The organism is Saccharothrix stipae (genome assembly GCF_054781895.1).
In genome coordinates this window covers 640,427-657,862 of the sequence record NZ_BAAGTN010000017.1, presented here as the reverse complement: position 1 = coordinate 657,862, position 17,436 = coordinate 640,427, and the positions used below count along the sequence as shown (strand labels likewise).

The following is a 17,436-nucleotide window of genomic DNA, read 5'->3' as shown; positions in this document are numbered from 1 at the left end:
TCGCATGGGTTCGCCGGTCACCGGCGCTGAGGGCACACCGCTCGCGGCGGCGAGCAGCACGTCGCCCGGGTTGAGGCCGCCCACGCGACGAAGCACCGAACTGTTCATGCTCGCGTTCGCCGCCACGCTGGTGACGGGCGCGCTGATCCTGGTCGAGGCGAACCAGGAGCAGGAACTGACCATGCGGATCGTGTGGTTGGGGCTGGCCTACCTGGGCCTGCTGACCGTGGCGCACCTCGCGGTGCGCAAGTGGGCGCCCTACGCCGACCCGGTGATCCTGCCGTGCGTCGCGCTGCTCAACGGCCTGGGCCTGGTGATGATCCACCGGATCGACCTGGCCATGGCGGACGTGAAGCTGCCGAACAACCAGGTCTGGTCGTCGGCCGCGCCCAAGCAGGTGCTGTGGACGGCGATCGCGCTGGTGCTGTTCTGCACCGCGCTGAAGGTGCTGTCCGACCACCGCACGCTGGCCCGCTACGGCTACACGTTCGGCCTGCTCGGCCTGGTGGCGCTGGTGCTGCCCGGCGTGCTGCCGAGCTTCATCGCGCCGGAGATCAACGGCGCGAAGATCTGGCTGAGCTTCGGCGCGTTCTCCATCCAGCCGGGTGAGTTCGCGAAGATCCTGCTGATGGTGTTCTTCGCCGCGTTCCTGGTGTCGAAGCGCGACCTGTTCACCGTCGCCGGCCGCCGGGTGCTCGGCCTGGACCTGCCGCGGGCCCGCGACCTCGGCCCGCTGATCGCCGCGTGGGCGGTCGGCGTGAGCATCATGGTGCTCCAGAAGGACCTGGGCAGCTCGCTGCTGTTCTTCGGCATCGTGCTGGTGCTGCTGTACGTGGCGACCGAGCGGGCCGCGTGGGTCGTGCTGGGCGTGCTGATGTTCTGCGTCGGCGCGTTCGTGGCGTGGAAGCTGTTCGGGCACGTCCAGATCCGGGTGCAGAACTGGCTGGACCCGTTCGCGGACCCGTCCGGCGCGGGCTACCAGATCGTGCAGTCGCTGTTCGGGCTCGGCACCGGCGCGTTGTTCGGCGCGGGGCTGGGCGGCGGCCGGCCGGACCAGATCCCGGAGGCCAACACCGACTTCATCACCGCCGTGATCGGCGAGGAGCTCGGTTTCGTCGGCCTGGCCGCGGTGCTGATGCTCTACACCGTGTTCGCCATGCGCGGCCTGCGCAACGCGCTCGCGGTGCGCGACACGTTCGGCAAGCTGCTCGGCGGCGGCCTGGCGTTCGCGGTGGCGTTCCAGATCTTCATCGTCGTGGGCGGCGTCACGAAGCTGATCCCGATGACGGGCATCACCGCGCCGTTCCTGTCCTACGGCGGCTCGTCGCTGCTGGCGAACTACATCCTGGTGGCACTGCTGCTGCGCATCTCCGACGCCGCCCGCGCGCCGAAGACGACGCCGAAGCCCAGGCCGCAGCAGCCGGCCATCGCCGACCAGTTCACAGTCATGGTGGAGCGTCCGAAATGAACACACCGCTCCGCCGGGTGGGCCTCGCCATGATGGCGATGATGCTCCTGCTGTTGGGCAACGCGACGTACGTGCAGGTCATCAAGGCCGACGACTACCGCAAGGACCCGCTGAACCGGCGCGTGATCCTGGACCAGTACTCGCGCGAGCGCGGCCAGATCATCGCCGCCGACGGCACGCCGCTGGCCAGCGTGCAGCGGGTCGACGACCGGTTGAAGTACCTGCGCACCTACGCCAACGGGCCGGCGTTCGCGCCGGTGACCGGCTACTTCTCCACGCTCTACGGCGCGGGCGGCATGGAGCGCGCCGAGGACGACCTGCTCAACGGCTCGGACGACCGGCTGTTCGCGCGCCGGGTGTCCGACCTGATCACCGGCCGCGACCCCAAGGGCGGCAGCCTCCAGCTGACCATCGACGCGAAGTTGCAGCAGATCGCGTACGAGAGGCTCCAGGGCGTGACCGGCACGGTGGTCGCGATCCGGCCGCAGACCGGGGAGATCCTGGCCATGGCCAGCACCCCGTCCTACGACCCGAACGTGCTGGCCAGCCACGACGTGGACGTGCAGGAGGAGGCCTGGGTCGGCTACGACGCGGACAAGTCCAAGCCGATGCTCAACCGCGCGATCCACGAGAACTACCCGCCGGGCTCGACGTTCAAGCTCGTGGTGACGGCGGCGGCGCTGGCCGAGGGCAAGACCAAGGACACCGAGGTAGACGGCCGGCCGGTGATCACGCTGCCCGGCACGCAGACCCCGCTGCCGAACTTCAACGACACCGTGTGCGGCAACGGCGTCACGGCCCCGCTCCAGGAGGCGCTGGCCAAGTCGTGCAACACGGCGTTCGCGGTGCTGGCCGCCGAGCTGGGCCCGGACAAGCTGCGCGACCAGGCGGCCAAGTTCGGCATCGGCGAGCAGGACCTGTCGATCCCGCTGTCGGTGGTGCCCTCGACGCTGGGCCCGATGTCGGACAAGCCGTCGGTCTACCAGACCGGCATCGGCCAGAAGGACGTCCGGGTGACGCCGCTGGCCAACGCGGTGATGGCGGCGACCATCGCCAACGGCGGCGTGCGGATGCAGCCGCACCTGGTCGGCAAGATCCTGGCGCCCGACCTCCAGTCGATCAGCGAGACGAAGCCGGACGAGGTCGACGAGGCGATGGAGCCCGGCGAGGCGGCCGCGCTGCGCGACATGATGATCGCCTCGGAGAACAACACGGGCGGTGGCGGCAAGCTCAGCGGCGTGACCATCGCGTCCAAGACCGGCACCGCCGAGCACGGCGACGACGTGCGCTCGACCAACCCGCACGCCTGGTACGTGGCGTTCGCGCCCGCCGAGAAGCCGGAGATCGCGATCGCGGTGATCGTGGAGAACGGCGGCCAGCAGGGCCTGGCGGCCACCGGCGGCCGGGTCGCCGCCCCGATCGGGCGCGCGGTCATCGGCGCCTACCTCGGGGGACGCTGATGCTGACCTCCGGCCAGTTGCTCGCGCAGCGGTACCGCCTCAGCAAGCGGATCGCGGTCGGCGGCATGGGCGAGGTCTGGGAGGCCGACGACACCCGGCTCGACCGCAAGGTCGCGGTGAAGGTGCTGAAGGCGGAGCTCAGCGGTGACGCCGAGTTCCTGAACCGGTTCCGCATCGAGGCGCGCACCACCGCGTCGCTCAACCACCCGGGCATCGCGGCGGTGCACGACTACGGCGAGACCGCGTCGATCCCGGACGGGCCGGAGGACACCGCCTACCTGGTGATGGAGCTGGTGGAGGGCGAGCCGCTGGCCGCGATCATCGCCCGCGGCAGGCTCGGCGCGGACCGCACGCTCGACGTGCTGGAGCAGGCGGGCAACGCGTTGCAGGCCGCGCACGAGCGCGGGCTGGTGCACCGCGACGTCAAACCGGGCAACATCCTGGTCACCCCGACCGGCACGGTGAAGATCACCGACTTCGGCATCGCGAAGGCCGCTGACGCGGCGCCGGTCACGCACAGCGGCATGGTCATGGGCACGGCCCACTACATCGCGCCGGAACAGGCCCTCGGTCACGCCGCCGAGCCCGCCTCGGACGTCTACGCGCTGGCGGTGTGCGGCTACGAGTGCCTGACCGGGCACCGGCCGTTCCTGTCGGAGAACGCGGTGACGGTCGCGATGATGCACATCCGCGACATCGCGCCGCCGCTGCCGCCCGACGTGCCGCCGGGCCCGCGGGCGCTGATCGAGGCGACCCTGGTCAAGGACCCGCGCCAGCGCTACCGCAACGGTGGCGAGTTCGCGTCCGCGGTGAGCGCGGTGCGCTCCGGTCAGCCGCTGCCCGCGCCGTCCGGACTGGCGATGGCGGTCGGCACGCCGATGGCCGCGCCGATGACGCCGCCGCCCGCGCAGCGGACCCATCCGGGCGTCCCGGTGACCCATCCCGGGTCGCGTCCGGCCATGCAACCCGTCCCACCAGGTATGAACACTCCGCACACGGGCGCTTTCCGTCCGTTGCCGCCGGGCGCACGGCCACCGGGGCGCAACCGCGCCGTGCTGTGGGTTATGGTCGCTGTGCTGGTGGTCGCGCTGCTGGTGCTCGGCGTGGTCATCTTGCGCTGGGCGCTGAAGGACGATGAGGTGCCCGGCGGGGCGAACCAGCAGGGCACCACGAGCGCCCGCCCGTTGGACGACTCGACCGATCGGCTCCCCGGCAAGCCGAAGGTGACGATCACGGAGTCGGACTACGTCGACCGCCCGGTGGACGAAGTCGCGAGAAAGCTCTCCGGGCACGGCTTGGCACCCGAGGTGCACTCCGAGGACGGGGGCGCGCCGACGGATCCCGAGCGGTGCCTGGTGTCGGACCTGGCGCCGACCGGTGAGGTTGCGATCGGCTCACGGGTCACGGTGACGTGTGTGCCGACTTAACGCCGAAACGGTACGAAAGCGAACGCAAGGCTTGATGGTGAGACCGTTGACGAGGAGCGGGACGAAGCACTGATGAGCACTCCGCGACTGCTCTCCAACCGCTACGAACTGGGTGAGACCCTCGGCTACGGCGGCATGTCGGAGGTGCACAAGGGCCGGGACGTCCGCCTCGGCCGGGACGTGGCCATCAAGGTCCTGCGCGCCGACCTCGCCCGCGACACCCAGTTCCAGGAGCGGTTCCGTCGCGAGGCCCAGAACTCGGCGGCGTTGAACCACCCGGCGATCGTCGCGGTCTACGACACCGGGGAGACCCAGACCGAGTACGGCCCGCTGCCCTACATCGTCATGGAGTTCGTCGACGGCCGCACGCTGCGCGACATCGTGAAGACCCAGGGCCCGTTGTCGGGCAAGCGGGCGATGGAGGTCATGGCCGACGTGTCGGCCGCGCTGGACTTCAGCCACCGGCACGGCATCGTGCACCGGGACGTGAAGCCGGCGAACGTGATGATCACCCGGGCGGGCGCGGTGAAGGTGATGGACTTCGGCATCGCCCGCGCGGTGCACGACGGCCAGGCCGCGGTGACCCAGACGGCCGCCGTGATAGGGACCGCGCAGTACCTGTCGCCGGAGCAGGCCCGCGGCGAGGCCGTGGACGGGCGTTCCGACGTGTACGCGTCGGGTTGCGTGCTGTTCGAGCTGCTGACCGGGGAGCCGCCGTTCACCGGCGACTCGCCCGTGGCGGTGGCCTACCAGCACGTGCGGGAGGACCCGAAGTCGCCGTCGTCGCTGAACCCGAAGGTGACGCCCGCGCTGGACGCGATCGTGCTGAAGGCAATGGCCAAGGGACCGGCCAACCGCTACCAGTCGGCCGCCGAGATGCGCGCGGACCTGGTGCGCGTGCTGTCCGGCCAGCGCCCGTCCGCGCCCGCCGTGATGACGGCCGAGGACCGGACCGCGGTGCTCGGCCAGACGTCGGCGCCGCGCACCGAGATCGCGCCCGCCGCGGGCGGTCGGCACCGGCCGCAGCCGCAGCGCGAGGAGCCCTCCGAGTACGACCCGCTGGCGGAGGAGGACGAGGAGCGGCGCGCCCGGCGCAAGAAGGCGATCATGGTGACCCTGGTCGTCCTGCTGTGCATCGCCGTGCTCGCGCTCGCCACGTGGATCACCACGTCCCTGCTCAACGACGGCGACGGGCAGAACAACGCGACCTCGGACAAGGTGTCGGTGCCCGCGCTCGTGGGCAAGACTCAGCAGGTCGCGCACGCCGAGCTGGAGGCGAAGGGCCTCGGCGTCGAGGTGGTGCTGACGCCGTGCCAACCGGGCACCGAGCCCGCCTGCAACGCCGACCAGGTCGGCAAGGTCATCTCGACCGACCCGCCCGCGAACCGCGAGGTGGACAAGCGCAGCTCGGTCAAGCTGATGATCGGGGCCAACCCGGAGCCCGCGCCGGTGCCCAGCGTCACCGGCCTGAGCCCGACCGACGCGCAGAAGAAGCTCGAAGCGGAGCGCTGGGTCTACCAGCAGGCCACCGAGACGGTCGAGACCGAGGACCCGAACCTGGTCGGCAAGGTCGTCTCGCAGTCGCCGTCGGCGGGCACCAACGCCCCGAAGGGCAGCGCGATCACGGTGACGCTGGGCAAGGCCCCGGACACCGTGCAGCTGCCGGACGTGACCGGCCAGACGGTCGAGAACGCCAAGGCGACCCTCGAGGGCAACGGGTTCAAGGTGCAGACCAAGGACGTCGACAGCCCGGAGCCGCTCAACGAGGTCGTGGCCCAGAACCCGGCGCCGGGGCGGGCGGAGAAGGGCACGCTGGTGACGTTGAGCGTGTCCAAGAACAACCAGTTCATCATGCCCGACCTGCGCGGTCTCACCGAGAACCAGGCCCGGACCCGGCTCAGCCAGGCCGGCTGGACCGGCAACGACCTGACCGTCAGCGACAAGGAGCCGGTCTCCGAGATCGGCCAGAACAACAAGATCCTGGACCAGGAGATCAAGCCGGACGCGCCGGCGGCCAAGAACGCGCGGATCAACGTGATCCTGGGCGAGTTCAAGGTCGGTGGACCGACCACGACCAGGTAGTCGACAGCGACGAAAGGGCCCCCTCCGCGTGGAGGGGGCCCTTTCGTGTTCCGGGTCTGGTGGCCTGGCAGGTCGTTCGGGCCGGGCTACTCCCGGCGGGCGGCCGCGGCGAGTTGGCGCATCCCGTTCTCCAGCTGCGACACGGTCCCCTCGGGCACCTGGAAACCGCACACCTCGAGCCAGTTCGCCAGCATCCGGTGGCCGCCCTCGGTCAGCACGGACTCGGGGTGGAACTGGACGCCCTCCACCGGCAGCTCGCGGTGCCGCATGGCCATCACCACGCCGGACTCGGTGCGCCCGGTCACCTCGAACTCGGCCGGGATGGTGTCCGGCAGCACGGTCAGGGAGTGGTAGCGGGTCGCGGTGAACGGGCTGGGCACGCCCTTCAGCACGCCCTCGCCGTTGTGGTGCACGACGCTGGTCTTGCCGTGCAGCAGCTCCGGCGCGAGGTCGACCGTGCCGCCCCACACCGCGCCGATCGCCTGGTGGCCGAGGCACACGCCGAACACCGGGACGCCTCGGTCCGCGCAGTGGCGGATGACGTCCATGCTCCGGCCCGCCTTGTCCGGCGTGCTGGGGCCCGGGCTGACGAGGACGCCACCGACCTCGCCGATCTCGTCCAGCTCGACGGCGTCGTTGCGCCGGACCACGCACTCGACCCCGAGCTGGGCCAGGTACTGGACGAGGTTGTAGACGAAGCTGTCGTAGTTGTCGACCACGAGCACGCGCATGCCGCCAGCCTAGCCGTGACGAACCTCTCGCCAGAAGTGAGCTTAGGCTCACCTAACCTAGCGGTATGACCCGTTCCCTGCGCGTCGCCGTCGTCGGCGCCGGCCCCGCCGGCATCTACGCCGCCGACATCCTGACCAAGTCCGCGGCCGAGTCGGGGACGGACGTCGGCGTCGACCTCTTCGAGCGGATGCCCGCCCCGTACGGCTTGATCAGGTACGGCGTCGCCCCGGACCACCCGCGCATCAAAGGCATCGTCAACGCCCTGCAACGGGTGCTGGACCGGCCGGGGATCAGGTTCTTCGGCAACGTCGAGTACGGCGTCGACCTCAAGCTGGACGACCTCAGGCACTTCTACGACGCGGTGATCTTCTCCACCGGCGCGGAGAAGGACCGGGCGCTGCCCATCCCCGGCATCGACCTCGACGGCTCCTACGGCGCGGCCGAGTTCGTCTCCTGGTACGACGGCCACCCCGACGTGCCGCGGACGTGGCCGCTTCGGGCTCGCGAAGTCGCCGTGCTCGGCGTCGGCAACGTCGCGCTCGACGTCGCCCGCGTGCTGGCCAAGACGGCCGACGAGCTGCTGAGCACGGACATCCCGGACAACGTCTACGAGGGTCTGAAGGCGAGCCCCGTCACCGACGTGCACGTGTTCGGCAGGCGTGGACCGGCGCAGGCCAAGTTCACCCCGCTGGAGCTGCGCGAGCTCGACCACTCGCCCCACGTCGAGGTCGTCGTGCACCCGGAGGGCATCGACTTCGACGCCGCGAGCATGGCCTCGATCCGGTCGAACAAGCAGGTCGAGATGGTGGTCCGGACGTTGCAGGAGTGGGCGATCCGCGACGTCGGCGACCGGCCGCGCCGACTGCACCTGCACTTCCTCGAAGCGCCCGTCGAGGTGCTCGGGTCGACCGAGGTGACCGGCCTGCGCACCGAGCGGATGGAGCTGACCGGCGACGGCGGCGTGCGCGGCACCGGCGAGTTCACCGACTGGCCCGTCCAGGCGGTGTACCGGGCGGTGGGCTACCTGTCCACGCACCTGGTCGACCTGCCGTTCGACCACACGTCGGGCACCGTGCCGCACCAGGCGGGCCGCGTGCTCGACCTGGACGAGCAGGCGATGACCGGCGTCTACGTCACCGGCTGGATCAAGCGCGGCCCGGTCGGCCTCATCGGCCACACCAAGGGCGACGCGCTGGAGACCGTCACCAGCCTGCTCGCCGACGCGCCGCTGCTGCCGGTCGCGCCGAGCCGCGCGCCGGACTCGGTGGTGCGGTTCCTGGAGCAGCGCGCGGTGCCGTTCACCACCGTGGACGGGTGGCGGAAGCTGGACGCGCACGAGCTCGCCCTCGGCGCCGCCCGCGACCGCGACCGCGTCAAGGTCGTCGACCGCGCGGAGATGACCGACATCTGCCGGTCGTAGCCCCTACTGGGGCGTGGTCACGTTGTTGAACGGCAGCTTCGGCTCCGCCCACGGGAACACCACGAACATCAGCAGCGCCACCACCCCGGCCACGAGCAGCAGCGCCTCCAGGACGCGCACGGGCAGCGGGCCGGGGAGGTGCCGCCAGATCCACCCGTACATCACTGCTCCTTCATCTCTTCGGGCACGAAGCCGGGCGCCTTGGGGTAGCTCGTCGTCAGCATCGAGTGCACGATCAGCCGCTGCTTGTCGGAGAACCGCGGGTGGCAGGTGGTCAGCGTCATCAACTTCTGCTGCTGCGCGGCGGGCACCTCGCCCTCGAAGTACGGCACCGGGTCGATCACCTCGCCCCGGGTCGGCAGCACGATCGACTGGCCGACCGCCTTGTCGTAGGGCGCGGCCAGCGGCGCGACCTGCGCGCACCGGGGGTCGGCCTGCTTCTCCGCCCACGTCGCGGCTTCGCCCGCCTTCGGCAGCACCCGGTAGACGAACCACTGGGTCTGCGTCTCGACCACGATCGCGTCGCAGGAGTTGAGCAGGTCCAGGTCGTTGAAGGGCGCGCCCTTGCCGACCCGGTGGCCGGCCACGGCGAAGTTGCCCGGGTCGCCCGGCAGCGCGGTGCCCTTGTAGTGGCCGGGGCCGATCTCCAGGTCCTTGTCGGTGGTGCCCTCGACGATGGAGAACTTGTAGTCCGGGCCGAACACCGGGATGTACATCTTGGCGAACGCCTGGCCGTCGAGCAGCTCGTACTGCGCCTGCCGCTGCTGGTCGGCCTCGACCGTGTTCGAGTTCCACTGGTCGTCCAGCGCCTGGGTGGCGTCGTCCTGCTTGCCCGCGGAGATGAGGTCGGTGACGTACACCTCGTAGACCACGAACAGCAGGATGACCAGACCCGCCGTGATCAGCAGCTCGCCGATCGCGCGGACGGTCTTGCGGGCGGTGCTGTCCGGCGGCGGAGCCGGCTGATCGTCCTCGTCGTCGTAGTAGTCGTCGTCCTCGTAGTACTCGTCGTCGTAGTCGTCGTACTGGTCGTCGTAGTCCTCCACCGGCGCGATGACCTCGGTGGGCGGGTCGACCGGGCGCGGGCGGCGCGGGGGTGCGGGCGGGCGACCGCCGGGGGGCGGCGGGAGGCTGCCGGAGAACGCGTTGGTGTAGCGGGTGGCGTCGGCCTCCGGGGGCGCGGGGCGCGGGCGCCGGGCGTTCGGCGGAGGAGGCGGCGCTCCGCCGAGCCGTGCGGCCACCTCGGACGAGGCCGGCGCGGGCCGGTTCGCCGGGTCGTCGGGCGCACGACGACGCCCGCCGGGCGGGAGGGGCTCGTCACGCGGGGCACGGCGGCCTTCGGGCGGCTCGATCCGCGCCGGGTCGACGTACGAGGTCGCCTCGGCGTGGGTCGGCACGGGCGGCGGCACGACGTCCTCGCGGCTCGGCCGACGACCGGCGGGCGGCACGCCGATGGGTGGCACGGACCCAGCGGGCACGTCCCGACGGGCACGGCGGCCGGTAGCCGGCGGTTCCACGTACGGCGGTTCCACGTACGACGGCTCGGCGGGCGGCACGACCTCATCGCGACGCGCACGGCGACCCGCGGGCGGTTCCACGGCTGGTGGTTCGACGTCGTCACGACGCGCCCGGCGGCCGGTGGCGGGCGGCTCGGCGTAGATCGGTTCCGCGTACACCGGCTCGACGTACGGCGGCTCGGCGGGCGGCACAACCTCATCGCGACGCGCCCGACGACCTGCGGGCGGTTCCACGGGTGGTGGTTCGACGTCGTCCCGACGCGCCCGGCGGCCCGTCGGCGACGGCCCGGCGGGGGGTGGGAAGGGCTCGGCGCGGGGCGGGAGGGACTCCCCCGGACGGCTGAAACCGCCGGGCGGGGTCGCGGGCCGGTCCGGACCGCCGGCCCGGCCGACCGGGCGGTCGAACCCACCTGGAGGCGTCGGCGGGCGGTCGACACCGCCGGGCGGGGTGAGCGGTCGATCGGGGCCGGCGGGACGGCCGGCGGACGGGTCGAAACCGCCGGGAGGCGTCGATGGCCTGGTGAAACCACCGGCCGGGGTGGGCGGGCGGTGGCCGGGGAGCGGCGGTTCGCCGGGGTTGCGGGGTGGCTGTGGCCTGGGTCGCGGCGGTCGGCCCGGCGGGCCGCCTTGCGGCGGGGGCGGGTCGTAGCTCACCGGAAAACCTCCCAAGCCGAACGTTCCAGAACTACACGGTGCTTCAGGGACCTGCTCGGTTACGTTAACGTGTTCATCCAGCAGTGGACGTGAACTCGCGCCACTGGAGGCCTATCCACCCGTCAGGCGAGGACAGCATGCCCAAGTCCAAGGTCCGCAAGAAGGCCGTCTACACGGCGCCTGCCGATCGCCGCACCCCGGTGAAGGTCAAGGCAGCGGGGCCGTCGCACCCCGTCTACGTCGCCGTGATGCTCGGCATGATGCTGTTGGGGCTGGCGTGGCTGGTGGTCAACTACATCGCGGGCGAGAAGGTCCCGGTCATGATGGACCTGGGGTCCTGGAACTTCGGCATCGGATTCGCCCTGATGATCGTCGGCCTGTTGATGACCATGAAGTGGCGTTGACCACGCACTACGCCTAGTGGCTGACGGCCCGGACGTGCACCACGTCCGGGCCGTCCCGCGTTCCCCCGTCGTTCACCCCGTTCACCGGACGGTCACCGAAGCACACGGGTGTAAGTCATCCCCAATGGGGACAACTCCTGTGGACAACTTTGCGCCAAATTGCACAAGCCCCGGTCCGGGGCTCTAGTTGTCCACAAGTGCGGCAGACTCGGAAGCGTGAACCCACCGCGCACCTGGTCGCCCCAACCCGGCATGGTCGGCCTCGCCTGGGGTCTGGCCGCCGTGTTCCTGCTGGTCACGATCCTCAGCTCGGAGGCAACGAGCCGCGTCTTCCTGGGCCTGGCCACGCTCCTCATGCTCGCCCTGGGCGCCTACGGCACTTTTGTCCGCCCCAGGCTGCTGGTGGACGACTCAGGCCTGACCGTGCGCACCCTGTCCGGTGCACGGCAACTGCCGTGGCACGAGGTGAAGGTGCGCCTGGCCCGGACCCGCCGGCTGGGCCGGGAGACGGCCACGCTCGAACTCGACTGGCGGCACGGCGAGCACGAGCAGCTGTTCGTGTTCACCCCGATGGACCTGGGCACGGACCCGCGCGACGTGGCGGACGTCCTGCACGCGCTGCGCCCCTGACGCCGCTACAGGTCGATGACCAGCCCCGGCACGGCGACGTCCACCTCACCGGGGTGGTCGGCCGCGGCCAGGTGTCCGGCCGGGTCCGCACCGGGCCACAGGTGGGTCAGCACGAGCCGACCCACCCCGGCCCGGCGGGCGTTCCCACCCGCCTGCTCGGCCGTCGACAGGAACGGCGCGTTGTCGGCGGGCAGCACCTGCCGGGCGAACGTGGCCTCGGCCACGAACACGTCGGCGTCCCGGGCGAGGTCCACCAGCGCCGGACTCGGCCCGGTGTCACCCGTGTAGGCGATGACGCGCCCGCCGGCGTTCAGCCGCAGACCGGCGTTCGGCACGAAGTGCGGCAGGTCCCAGGTGTCCACCCGGAACGGCCCCACCTCGAACGACCGCTCGACGACGTGCACCGAGTACGCCCGGTCCAGCGGTACCTGGTCCAGCGCCAGCACGCGGTCCAGCGCGCCCTCCGGCGCGTGCAGCGGCAGCACAGGAGCGGGCGGTCCGAGCGCGCGGGCGCGCAGCAGCGGGTTGAGGTCGGCGCAGTGGTCCGGGTGCCCGTGGCTCACCAGCACCGCGTCGACCGCCGAAGCGGGCACCAAGGCCTGCAACGCGGGGAAGGTCGCGTAACCCGGGTCCACCAGGAGGGTGAACCCGTCATGTTCCACGAGGTAGCCGCCGCACGGCTGGTCGGCGGTGGGCCACGCGCCGACACCACCCAGGACGGTGAGCCGCACGGTCAGACCAGCTGACCGGTCCGCACGAACGCCAGCACCACCAGCACCACGACCGCACCCACCACGGCCGCCGCCTGCCAGTTGTTCCGCTTCACGCTCGGCGCGTAGACCAGCCCGGCGGTCAGCAGCGCGCCGACCACCAGCCCGCCGATGTGCCCGAGCAGCGAGACACCCGGCAGGGTGAAGCTGAGCACGACGTTCAAGCCGATCACACCCAGCGCCGGGCCGGGGTTGAGCTTGAGCCGCAGCACGGCCACCAGCATCGCGCCCATCAGGCCGTACACCGCGCCGGACGCGCCCGCGACGATCGTGTTGATCCCGCCGAACACGTAAACCGCGAGGCTGCCGCCGAGCAGCGACACCCCGTACACCGCGGTGAACCGCAGCCTGCCGAACACCGGTTCCAGGTCACGGCCGAGCACGTACAGCGCGATCATGTTCAGCGCCAGGTGCAGGAGCCCGAAGTGCAGGAACCCCGACGTCACCAGCCGCCACCACTCGCCGTCCCAGGCCACCGACGGCGTGTACATGACGAAGGCCTCGAACAGCGCCGACCGCTGGTTGGCCGACGCGCTGCCCGCCTGCGCCGCGGTGATCGCGAACATCAGCACGTTCAGCGCGATCAGCACCGGCGTGACCACCATGCGCTGGGTGAGTTCCGCGCCGACGAACGTGCGCGGCCGGCGCACCGCGGCCCGGCCCTCGTTCACGCAGTCGACGCACTGGTAGCCGACGGACGCCTCGCGCAGGCACTCCGGGCACGCCGGCCGGTCGCAGCGGACGCACCGCAGCCCGGTGGCCCGATCGGGGTGGCGCGTGCAGACCGGCAGGTCCGGACGCGCCCCGATCGGCTCACCGGGCGGCGGGGAGATCGGCGAGTCGGCCACTCAGGCCCGCTCCACCGAGACCTTCTCGATCACCACGTCGGTGACCGGGCGGTCGCCGGCGCCGGTCGGCGCGGCGCCGATCGCGTCCACCACGTTGCGCGAGTCCTGGTCCGCGACCTCGCCGAAGATCGTGTGCTTGAAGTTCAGCCACGTGGTCGGCGCGACCGTGATGAAGAACTGCGAGCCGTTGCTGTTGGGCCCGGCGTTCGCCATCGCCAGCAGGTAGGGCCGGTTGAACTGCAGCTCCGGGTGGAACTCGTCGGCGAACTTGTAGCCCGGGCCGCCGCGCCCGGTGCCGGTGGGGTCACCGCCCTGGAGCATGAAACCCGCGATCACGCGGTGGAAGACCGAGCCGTCGTAGAACGGGCCGGACGACTCACCCTTCGCGTTGGGGTCGGAGTAGTCCTTCGTGCCCTCGGCCAGGCCGACGAAGTTGGCCACCGTCTTGGGGGCGTGGTCGGGGAAGAGGTTGATGCGGATGTCGCCCTGCGAGGTGTGCAGGGTCGCCGTCACCTTGGACCCGACGAACGATTCGTTGCTGTCTGCCACACACCCATCGTGCCATCACCGGGCGGTGTGGTTGGGGAAGGGGCACGATGGGTATTGCCTGGACGTGACTGACCGACAGCTTCTGGAGCGCGATATGGATGAGGTAGACGCCATGACCCGGGCCGGGGAGTCGGTCGGCAAGGCGGTGCGTAGCGTTCGCCGCGGTGCCGTCCGTGCTGGTCACGTCGGTGCGGACGCCGCTGTTCAACTCGCGGAACGCGCCGAGGGCAAGCTCGCCGAGCGCGGTGTGACCAAGGACTACGTCCGCGGTGTCCTCGCCGACAAGGCGGGCGTGCTGGTGGAGAAGGCCGAAGCGTACGAGAAGTCCACCAGGCGCGGTCGCAAGCAGCTCGCGAAGAGGGCCGAGGGCGTCCGCAAGGAGGTCGCGAAGGCCGCCGAGCGGGCGCGCAAGGAGGCCAAGGTGCGTGCGAAGGACGTGCGCAAGGCCGCGAAGCAGGCTCGCAAGGAGCTGGCCGCGGCCAAGCGCCCGCCGCGCCGTCGCTGGCCCTGGGTGCTGGGCGTGTTCGCCGCCGCCGCGGTGGCGGGGTACATCGCCCTGACCAAGCGGCCGCAGGAGGTGCACCTGGAGGAGGAGGACGTGCAGCCCACGTCCGAGACCACCACCGGTGCCACCCCCGAGTCGGTGCGCCCGCACGCGGCCCGCAACGGCCAGGTCTCCGACCAGCACAGCCGCAGCTGACCGGAAGAGGCACTTCGCGCCCGTCCCCCGCGGGGACGGGCGCGAAGTCGTGCCGTCTCACAGACCGAGGTTGCCGACCACGGTCTCGGCGATCCTGCGGGCCTTGATCGTCTGCTTCTGGTTGCTGGTCACTACCACCGCGTCGCCGCCCTTGGCCACGGCGTACACCGCACCGGTGCCGGTGGTCAGCGAACCGCCGTTCCACCCGGCCGGCGCGGACGCGGGGCTGGAGTCGGCGACCGGCGCGGCCCGGTCCACCACCGCCTTCGCGGTCGCGGGCTCTCCGTGGAAGACCCACACGGACAGCTGCACGTCGGTGGCGTCGGCGTAGAAGAAGCAGGCCGGATCGGGCTGGTCTGCGGACAGCCGAACCTTCCGCACCAACTGCCCGTTCGCCTCCTGCACGACGGAAGAGGCCAGGTAGGGGCACTGGCCGTCGGAGGTGGGCGCCGGCGCGGGCGGCGGCCCGGCGGGCGTGGTCGTCGTAGTCGTCGCCGCTGCGCTGGTGGTGGTCCCGGTCGTGGGTGCCGAAGCGGGTTCGGCGGCGCCACAAGCGGCCAACACACCGAGGACCAGCAGGGATGGCAGGGCGGTGAGCAGCACTCGGTTCATAGGAGCGCCAGTCAATCAGATGCGTCACAGCGAATCGACACCGTGACCACCTAGGCACGCAACGTCATTCACATTACGGTTGGCTTACCCTGCCGGCCGCCCCTGCAATGTGAGGACTGAGTCAAGATGAACATCTTTGACCGCGGCCGAGACCATGCCATCGCTGTGTTCCGGATCGTCATCGGCGTGCTGTTCATGTGCCACGGCGCGCAGAAGTTGTTCGGCGTGCTGGGCTCCAAGGGTGCCGTGTCGATCACCGACTGGCCGTCCGGCCCGGCCGGACTGATCGAGTTCGTCGGTGGCGCGTTGATCGTCATCGGCCTCGGCACCCGGATCGCCGCGCTGATCTCGTCCGGTGCGATGGCCTACGCGTACTTCGTCGTCCACCAGCCCGCCGGGCTCCTGCCCATCCAGAACAAGGGCGAGCTGGCCGCGGTGTACGCGTGGGTGTTCCTGCTGTTGGTGTTCACCGGCCCGGGAGCTTGGGCCGTGGACAAGGTGATCGCCGCGCGCAAACGGGAACAGGTGCTCGTCAACGCATAGCAGCGGGCAAACCGAGGGCCCGCACCCAGCGGCATTGGGTGCGGGCCCTCACCTTGTTGCCCAACCGCGAACGAAACCCACAGGACTCACCCATGAGATGTCCCCGTGGTAGCCCCCAGTAAACACGAAACCCGAAACTTTCGCGCCCCAACCTGACGATCCGCCCATCGAGCCACCCACGGCGGCGATCCACGCGGGGTCCGGGGGACGCAGTCCCCGAAGGGGGTCCGGGGGCGAAGCCTCCCGGGCGGGGCGTGGGGGTTGCACCCCCAAAAACACCACGAGCGAGGTGGTTCGCGCGTTACGCGAACACACCTCGCCCGGAGCGAGCGGATGGAGACGAGGGGAATCGAACCCCTAACCCCCGCCTTGCAAAGGCGGTGCTCTGCCAATTGAGCTACGTCCCCGAGCGGGAGCGGCAGGCGAACCGCCCTCGCGGGTCAGTCGGTGGGAGCAGTGGCCTCGCGCCACAGGTCCGCGTCGGCCTTGGCCGAGCGGCTGCGCTTGACGAAGAACAGAACCGCACCGGCTACTGCGACAAGTGCGATGATCTTCTTCACGGCGATTCCCCTCTGCAACACCTGTGAACTTCCGGTGGGCCTAGGAGGACTCGAACCTCCGACCTCTTCGTTATCAGCGAAGCGCTCTAACCGTCTGAGCTATAGGCCCTCGGGGCAACGACGGCAAGACTACAGCACCGTCCGTCGAGGCCCCAAATCGGGTGGATCTAGATCACTCGCGCTCGGACAAGGTCACTTCCAGGCCACCCGCAAGATCAGCGGAGACGTTGTAGACGAACGACCCGACCGTCGCCAGGGCGGTGAACAGCACGATGTTCACCGCGCCCACGATCGCCGCCACGCCGAACACGCGACCGGCGCTGATCAGCGGGTCACCGCTGGCCTCGTTGCCCTGGAGCAGGTCGTTCGCGGTGTGGTTGATCTTGTCCCACACGCCCATGCCGTTCAGCACGCCGTACAGCACGCCGACCGCCACCAGCCACACGAAGAACAGCGCCACGCTCAGCACCAGGGCGAGCTTGAGCACCGACCACGGGTCGACCCGCTTCACCTGCAGGCTCGCCCGGCGCGGCCCGCGCCCCGGACGACGGGCCGACGGCGCCGAGGCGGCCGGGCGGCCGTTCGCGCCGCCCAGGCTCACCTGCGTGCGAGCCGAACCCGCCGCGCCCTGGCCACCGGGCGCGGCGGCGCCCGCCAGCACGGGCCGGGCCACCGCCACCGTGTCCGGATCGCTGGCCGGGTACGCCGGCTGCGACGCCTCGACCGTCGGCTGCTCCGGCGCGGACATCAGGTCCGCCGGACCGACCTGCTGCGCCTCGCCGTACTGCGTGTCACTGGTGACCCGCTGCCACGGCGGCGGCGCGGCGTGCTGACTGTCCTGGTCGGCGGCCGGCCGGTCGACCCTCTCGGTCTTGCCGTCGGCCGCCGTCGCGCCGGTCGCGGGCGTCTCGGGCTGCTCGGACGCCCCCGAGGCGTCGACCGCCGGCTTCTCGGCGCCCGCGGCCGTGGCACCGGCCGCCGCGGTCGGCTCGGCACCTGGCCGGGTGATCACCGCGGTCTTGTCCTCTGGCTTCTCGGGTGGAGTCACGAGCTGTCCTCA

The 17,436-nt window shown here is 71.1% G+C and carries 17 protein-coding genes, 2 tRNA genes and 1 pseudogene; 9 read left to right on the top strand and 11 right to left on the bottom strand.

Translation table 11 applies throughout. The annotated features are described in order from the left end of the window. Window positions 1-4: 4 nt before the first annotated feature. The 4 genes from ACYVLT_RS31185 to pknB all read left to right on the top strand — a co-directional run bounded on the left by ACYVLT_RS31185 (window position 5) and on the right by pknB (window position 6,437). On the top strand, window positions 5-1,468 hold the full coding sequence (locus ACYVLT_RS31185) for an FtsW/RodA/SpoVE family cell cycle protein (protein ID WP_461123730.1): 1,464 nt from the start codon (window positions 5-7) through the stop codon (window positions 1,466-1,468). Further along, window positions 1,465-2,928: a peptidoglycan D,D-transpeptidase FtsI family protein gene (locus ACYVLT_RS31180; RefSeq protein ID WP_461123729.1), complete on the top strand. Its 1,464-nt coding sequence runs from the start codon at window positions 1,465-1,467 to the stop codon at window positions 2,926-2,928. Before ACYVLT_RS31185 ends, ACYVLT_RS31180 begins: the two co-directional genes overlap by 4 nt. Continuing rightward, window positions 2,928-4,355: a serine/threonine-protein kinase gene (locus tag ACYVLT_RS31175; protein WP_461123728.1), complete on the top strand. Its 1,428-nt coding sequence runs from the start codon at window positions 2,928-2,930 to the stop codon at window positions 4,353-4,355. The genes ACYVLT_RS31180 and ACYVLT_RS31175 overlap by 1 nt, the downstream gene beginning before the upstream one ends. 72 nt (window positions 4,356-4,427) lie before the next feature. After that, a complete protein-coding gene (pknB, locus tag ACYVLT_RS31170; RefSeq protein WP_461123727.1) occupies window positions 4,428-6,437 on the top strand; it encodes a Stk1 family PASTA domain-containing Ser/Thr kinase in 2,010 nt (669 codons plus the stop codon). An 86-nt stretch (window positions 6,438-6,523) separates the two neighbouring features. Here the strand turns inward: pknB and ACYVLT_RS31165 are convergent, their stop codons facing one another. Further along, window positions 6,524-7,168 (bottom strand): aminodeoxychorismate/anthranilate synthase component II, encoded by a 645-nt coding sequence (locus ACYVLT_RS31165; RefSeq protein WP_461123726.1) that lies wholly within the window; start codon window positions 7,166-7,168, stop codon window positions 6,524-6,526. A gap of 65 nt (window positions 7,169-7,233) precedes the next feature. On the opposite strand from ACYVLT_RS31165, the gene ACYVLT_RS31160 reads away from it, so the two are divergent. Then, the gene (locus tag ACYVLT_RS31160) at window positions 7,234-8,589 is read left to right on the top strand and encodes an FAD-dependent oxidoreductase (RefSeq protein WP_461123725.1); all 1,356 of its coding nucleotides are present in this window, start codon (window positions 7,234-7,236) and stop codon (window positions 8,587-8,589) included. Between the two features lie 3 nt (window positions 8,590-8,592). Here ACYVLT_RS31160 and ACYVLT_RS31155 read toward each other — a convergent pair whose 3' ends face one another. Both ACYVLT_RS31155 and ACYVLT_RS31150 read right to left on the bottom strand, forming a co-directional pair. Then, window positions 8,593-8,751: a hypothetical protein gene (locus tag ACYVLT_RS31155; RefSeq protein WP_461123724.1), complete on the bottom strand. Its 159-nt coding sequence runs from the start codon at window positions 8,749-8,751 to the stop codon at window positions 8,593-8,595. After that, on the bottom strand, window positions 8,751-9,506 hold the full coding sequence (locus ACYVLT_RS31150; protein WP_461124158.1) for a class E sortase: 756 nt from the start codon (window positions 9,504-9,506) through the stop codon (window positions 8,751-8,753). The genes ACYVLT_RS31155 and ACYVLT_RS31150 overlap by 1 nt, the downstream gene beginning before the upstream one ends. A 1,391-nt stretch (window positions 9,507-10,897) precedes the next feature. On the opposite strand from ACYVLT_RS31150, the gene crgA reads away from it, so the two are divergent. Then, entirely contained in the window at window positions 10,898-11,164 is a 267-nt protein-coding gene (crgA, locus tag ACYVLT_RS31145) for a cell division protein CrgA (protein ID WP_053714567.1), read from the top strand. A gap of 216 nt (window positions 11,165-11,380) precedes the next feature. Then, on the top strand, window positions 11,381-11,794 hold the full coding sequence (locus ACYVLT_RS31140) for a PH domain-containing protein (protein WP_461123723.1): 414 nt from the start codon (window positions 11,381-11,383) through the stop codon (window positions 11,792-11,794). A gap of 5 nt (window positions 11,795-11,799) precedes the next feature. Here the strand turns inward: ACYVLT_RS31140 and ACYVLT_RS31135 are convergent, their stop codons facing one another. The 3 genes from ACYVLT_RS31135 to ACYVLT_RS31125 are packed head-to-tail and all read right to left on the bottom strand — an operon-like array spanning window position 11,800 to window position 13,961. Then, a complete protein-coding gene (locus ACYVLT_RS31135) occupies window positions 11,800-12,525 on the bottom strand; it encodes an MBL fold metallo-hydrolase (RefSeq protein ID WP_461123722.1) in 726 nt (241 codons plus the stop codon). A 2-nt stretch (window positions 12,526-12,527) separates the two neighbouring features. Next, window positions 12,528-13,412: a rhomboid family intramembrane serine protease gene (locus tag ACYVLT_RS31130; protein ID WP_461123721.1), complete on the bottom strand. Its 885-nt coding sequence runs from the start codon at window positions 13,410-13,412 to the stop codon at window positions 12,528-12,530. After that, a complete protein-coding gene (locus ACYVLT_RS31125) occupies window positions 13,413-13,961 on the bottom strand; it encodes a peptidylprolyl isomerase (RefSeq protein WP_461123720.1) in 549 nt (182 codons plus the stop codon). Window positions 13,962-14,055: 94 nt separating this feature from the next. On the opposite strand from ACYVLT_RS31125, the gene ACYVLT_RS31120 reads away from it, so the two are divergent. Then, complete coding sequence (locus ACYVLT_RS31120; RefSeq protein ID WP_461123719.1) at window positions 14,056-14,661, top strand: hypothetical protein; 606 nt, start codon at window positions 14,056-14,058, stop codon at window positions 14,659-14,661. A 57-nt stretch (window positions 14,662-14,718) separates the two neighbouring features. Here the strand turns inward: ACYVLT_RS31120 and ACYVLT_RS31115 are convergent, their stop codons facing one another. Beyond that, window positions 14,719-15,273: a DUF2020 domain-containing protein gene (locus tag ACYVLT_RS31115; protein ID WP_461123718.1), complete on the bottom strand. Its 555-nt coding sequence runs from the start codon at window positions 15,271-15,273 to the stop codon at window positions 14,719-14,721. Window positions 15,274-15,399: 126 nt separating this feature from the next. Between ACYVLT_RS31115 and ACYVLT_RS31110 the strand changes: the two genes are divergently transcribed. Beyond that, a complete protein-coding gene (locus tag ACYVLT_RS31110; RefSeq protein WP_461123717.1) occupies window positions 15,400-15,816 on the top strand; it encodes a DoxX family protein in 417 nt (138 codons plus the stop codon). Between the two features lie 334 nt (window positions 15,817-16,150). Here the strand turns inward: ACYVLT_RS31110 and ACYVLT_RS31105 are convergent. The 4 genes and pseudogenes from ACYVLT_RS31105 to ACYVLT_RS31090 form a co-directional block, all read right to left on the bottom strand. Further along, window positions 16,151-16,223, bottom strand: a tRNA-Ala gene (locus ACYVLT_RS31105). Between the two features lie 36 nt (window positions 16,224-16,259). Then, window positions 16,260-16,376: pseudogene (locus tag ACYVLT_RS31100) on the bottom strand (DLW-39 family protein); the annotation flags it as partial. Between the two features lie 35 nt (window positions 16,377-16,411). Next, window positions 16,412-16,485: transfer RNA gene (locus ACYVLT_RS31095), tRNA-Ile, on the bottom strand. Between the two features lie 63 nt (window positions 16,486-16,548). Then, window positions 16,549-17,424: a DUF3566 domain-containing protein gene (locus ACYVLT_RS31090; RefSeq protein WP_461123716.1), complete on the bottom strand. Its 876-nt coding sequence runs from the start codon at window positions 17,422-17,424 to the stop codon at window positions 16,549-16,551. Between the last annotated feature and the right edge of the window lie 12 nt (window positions 17,425-17,436).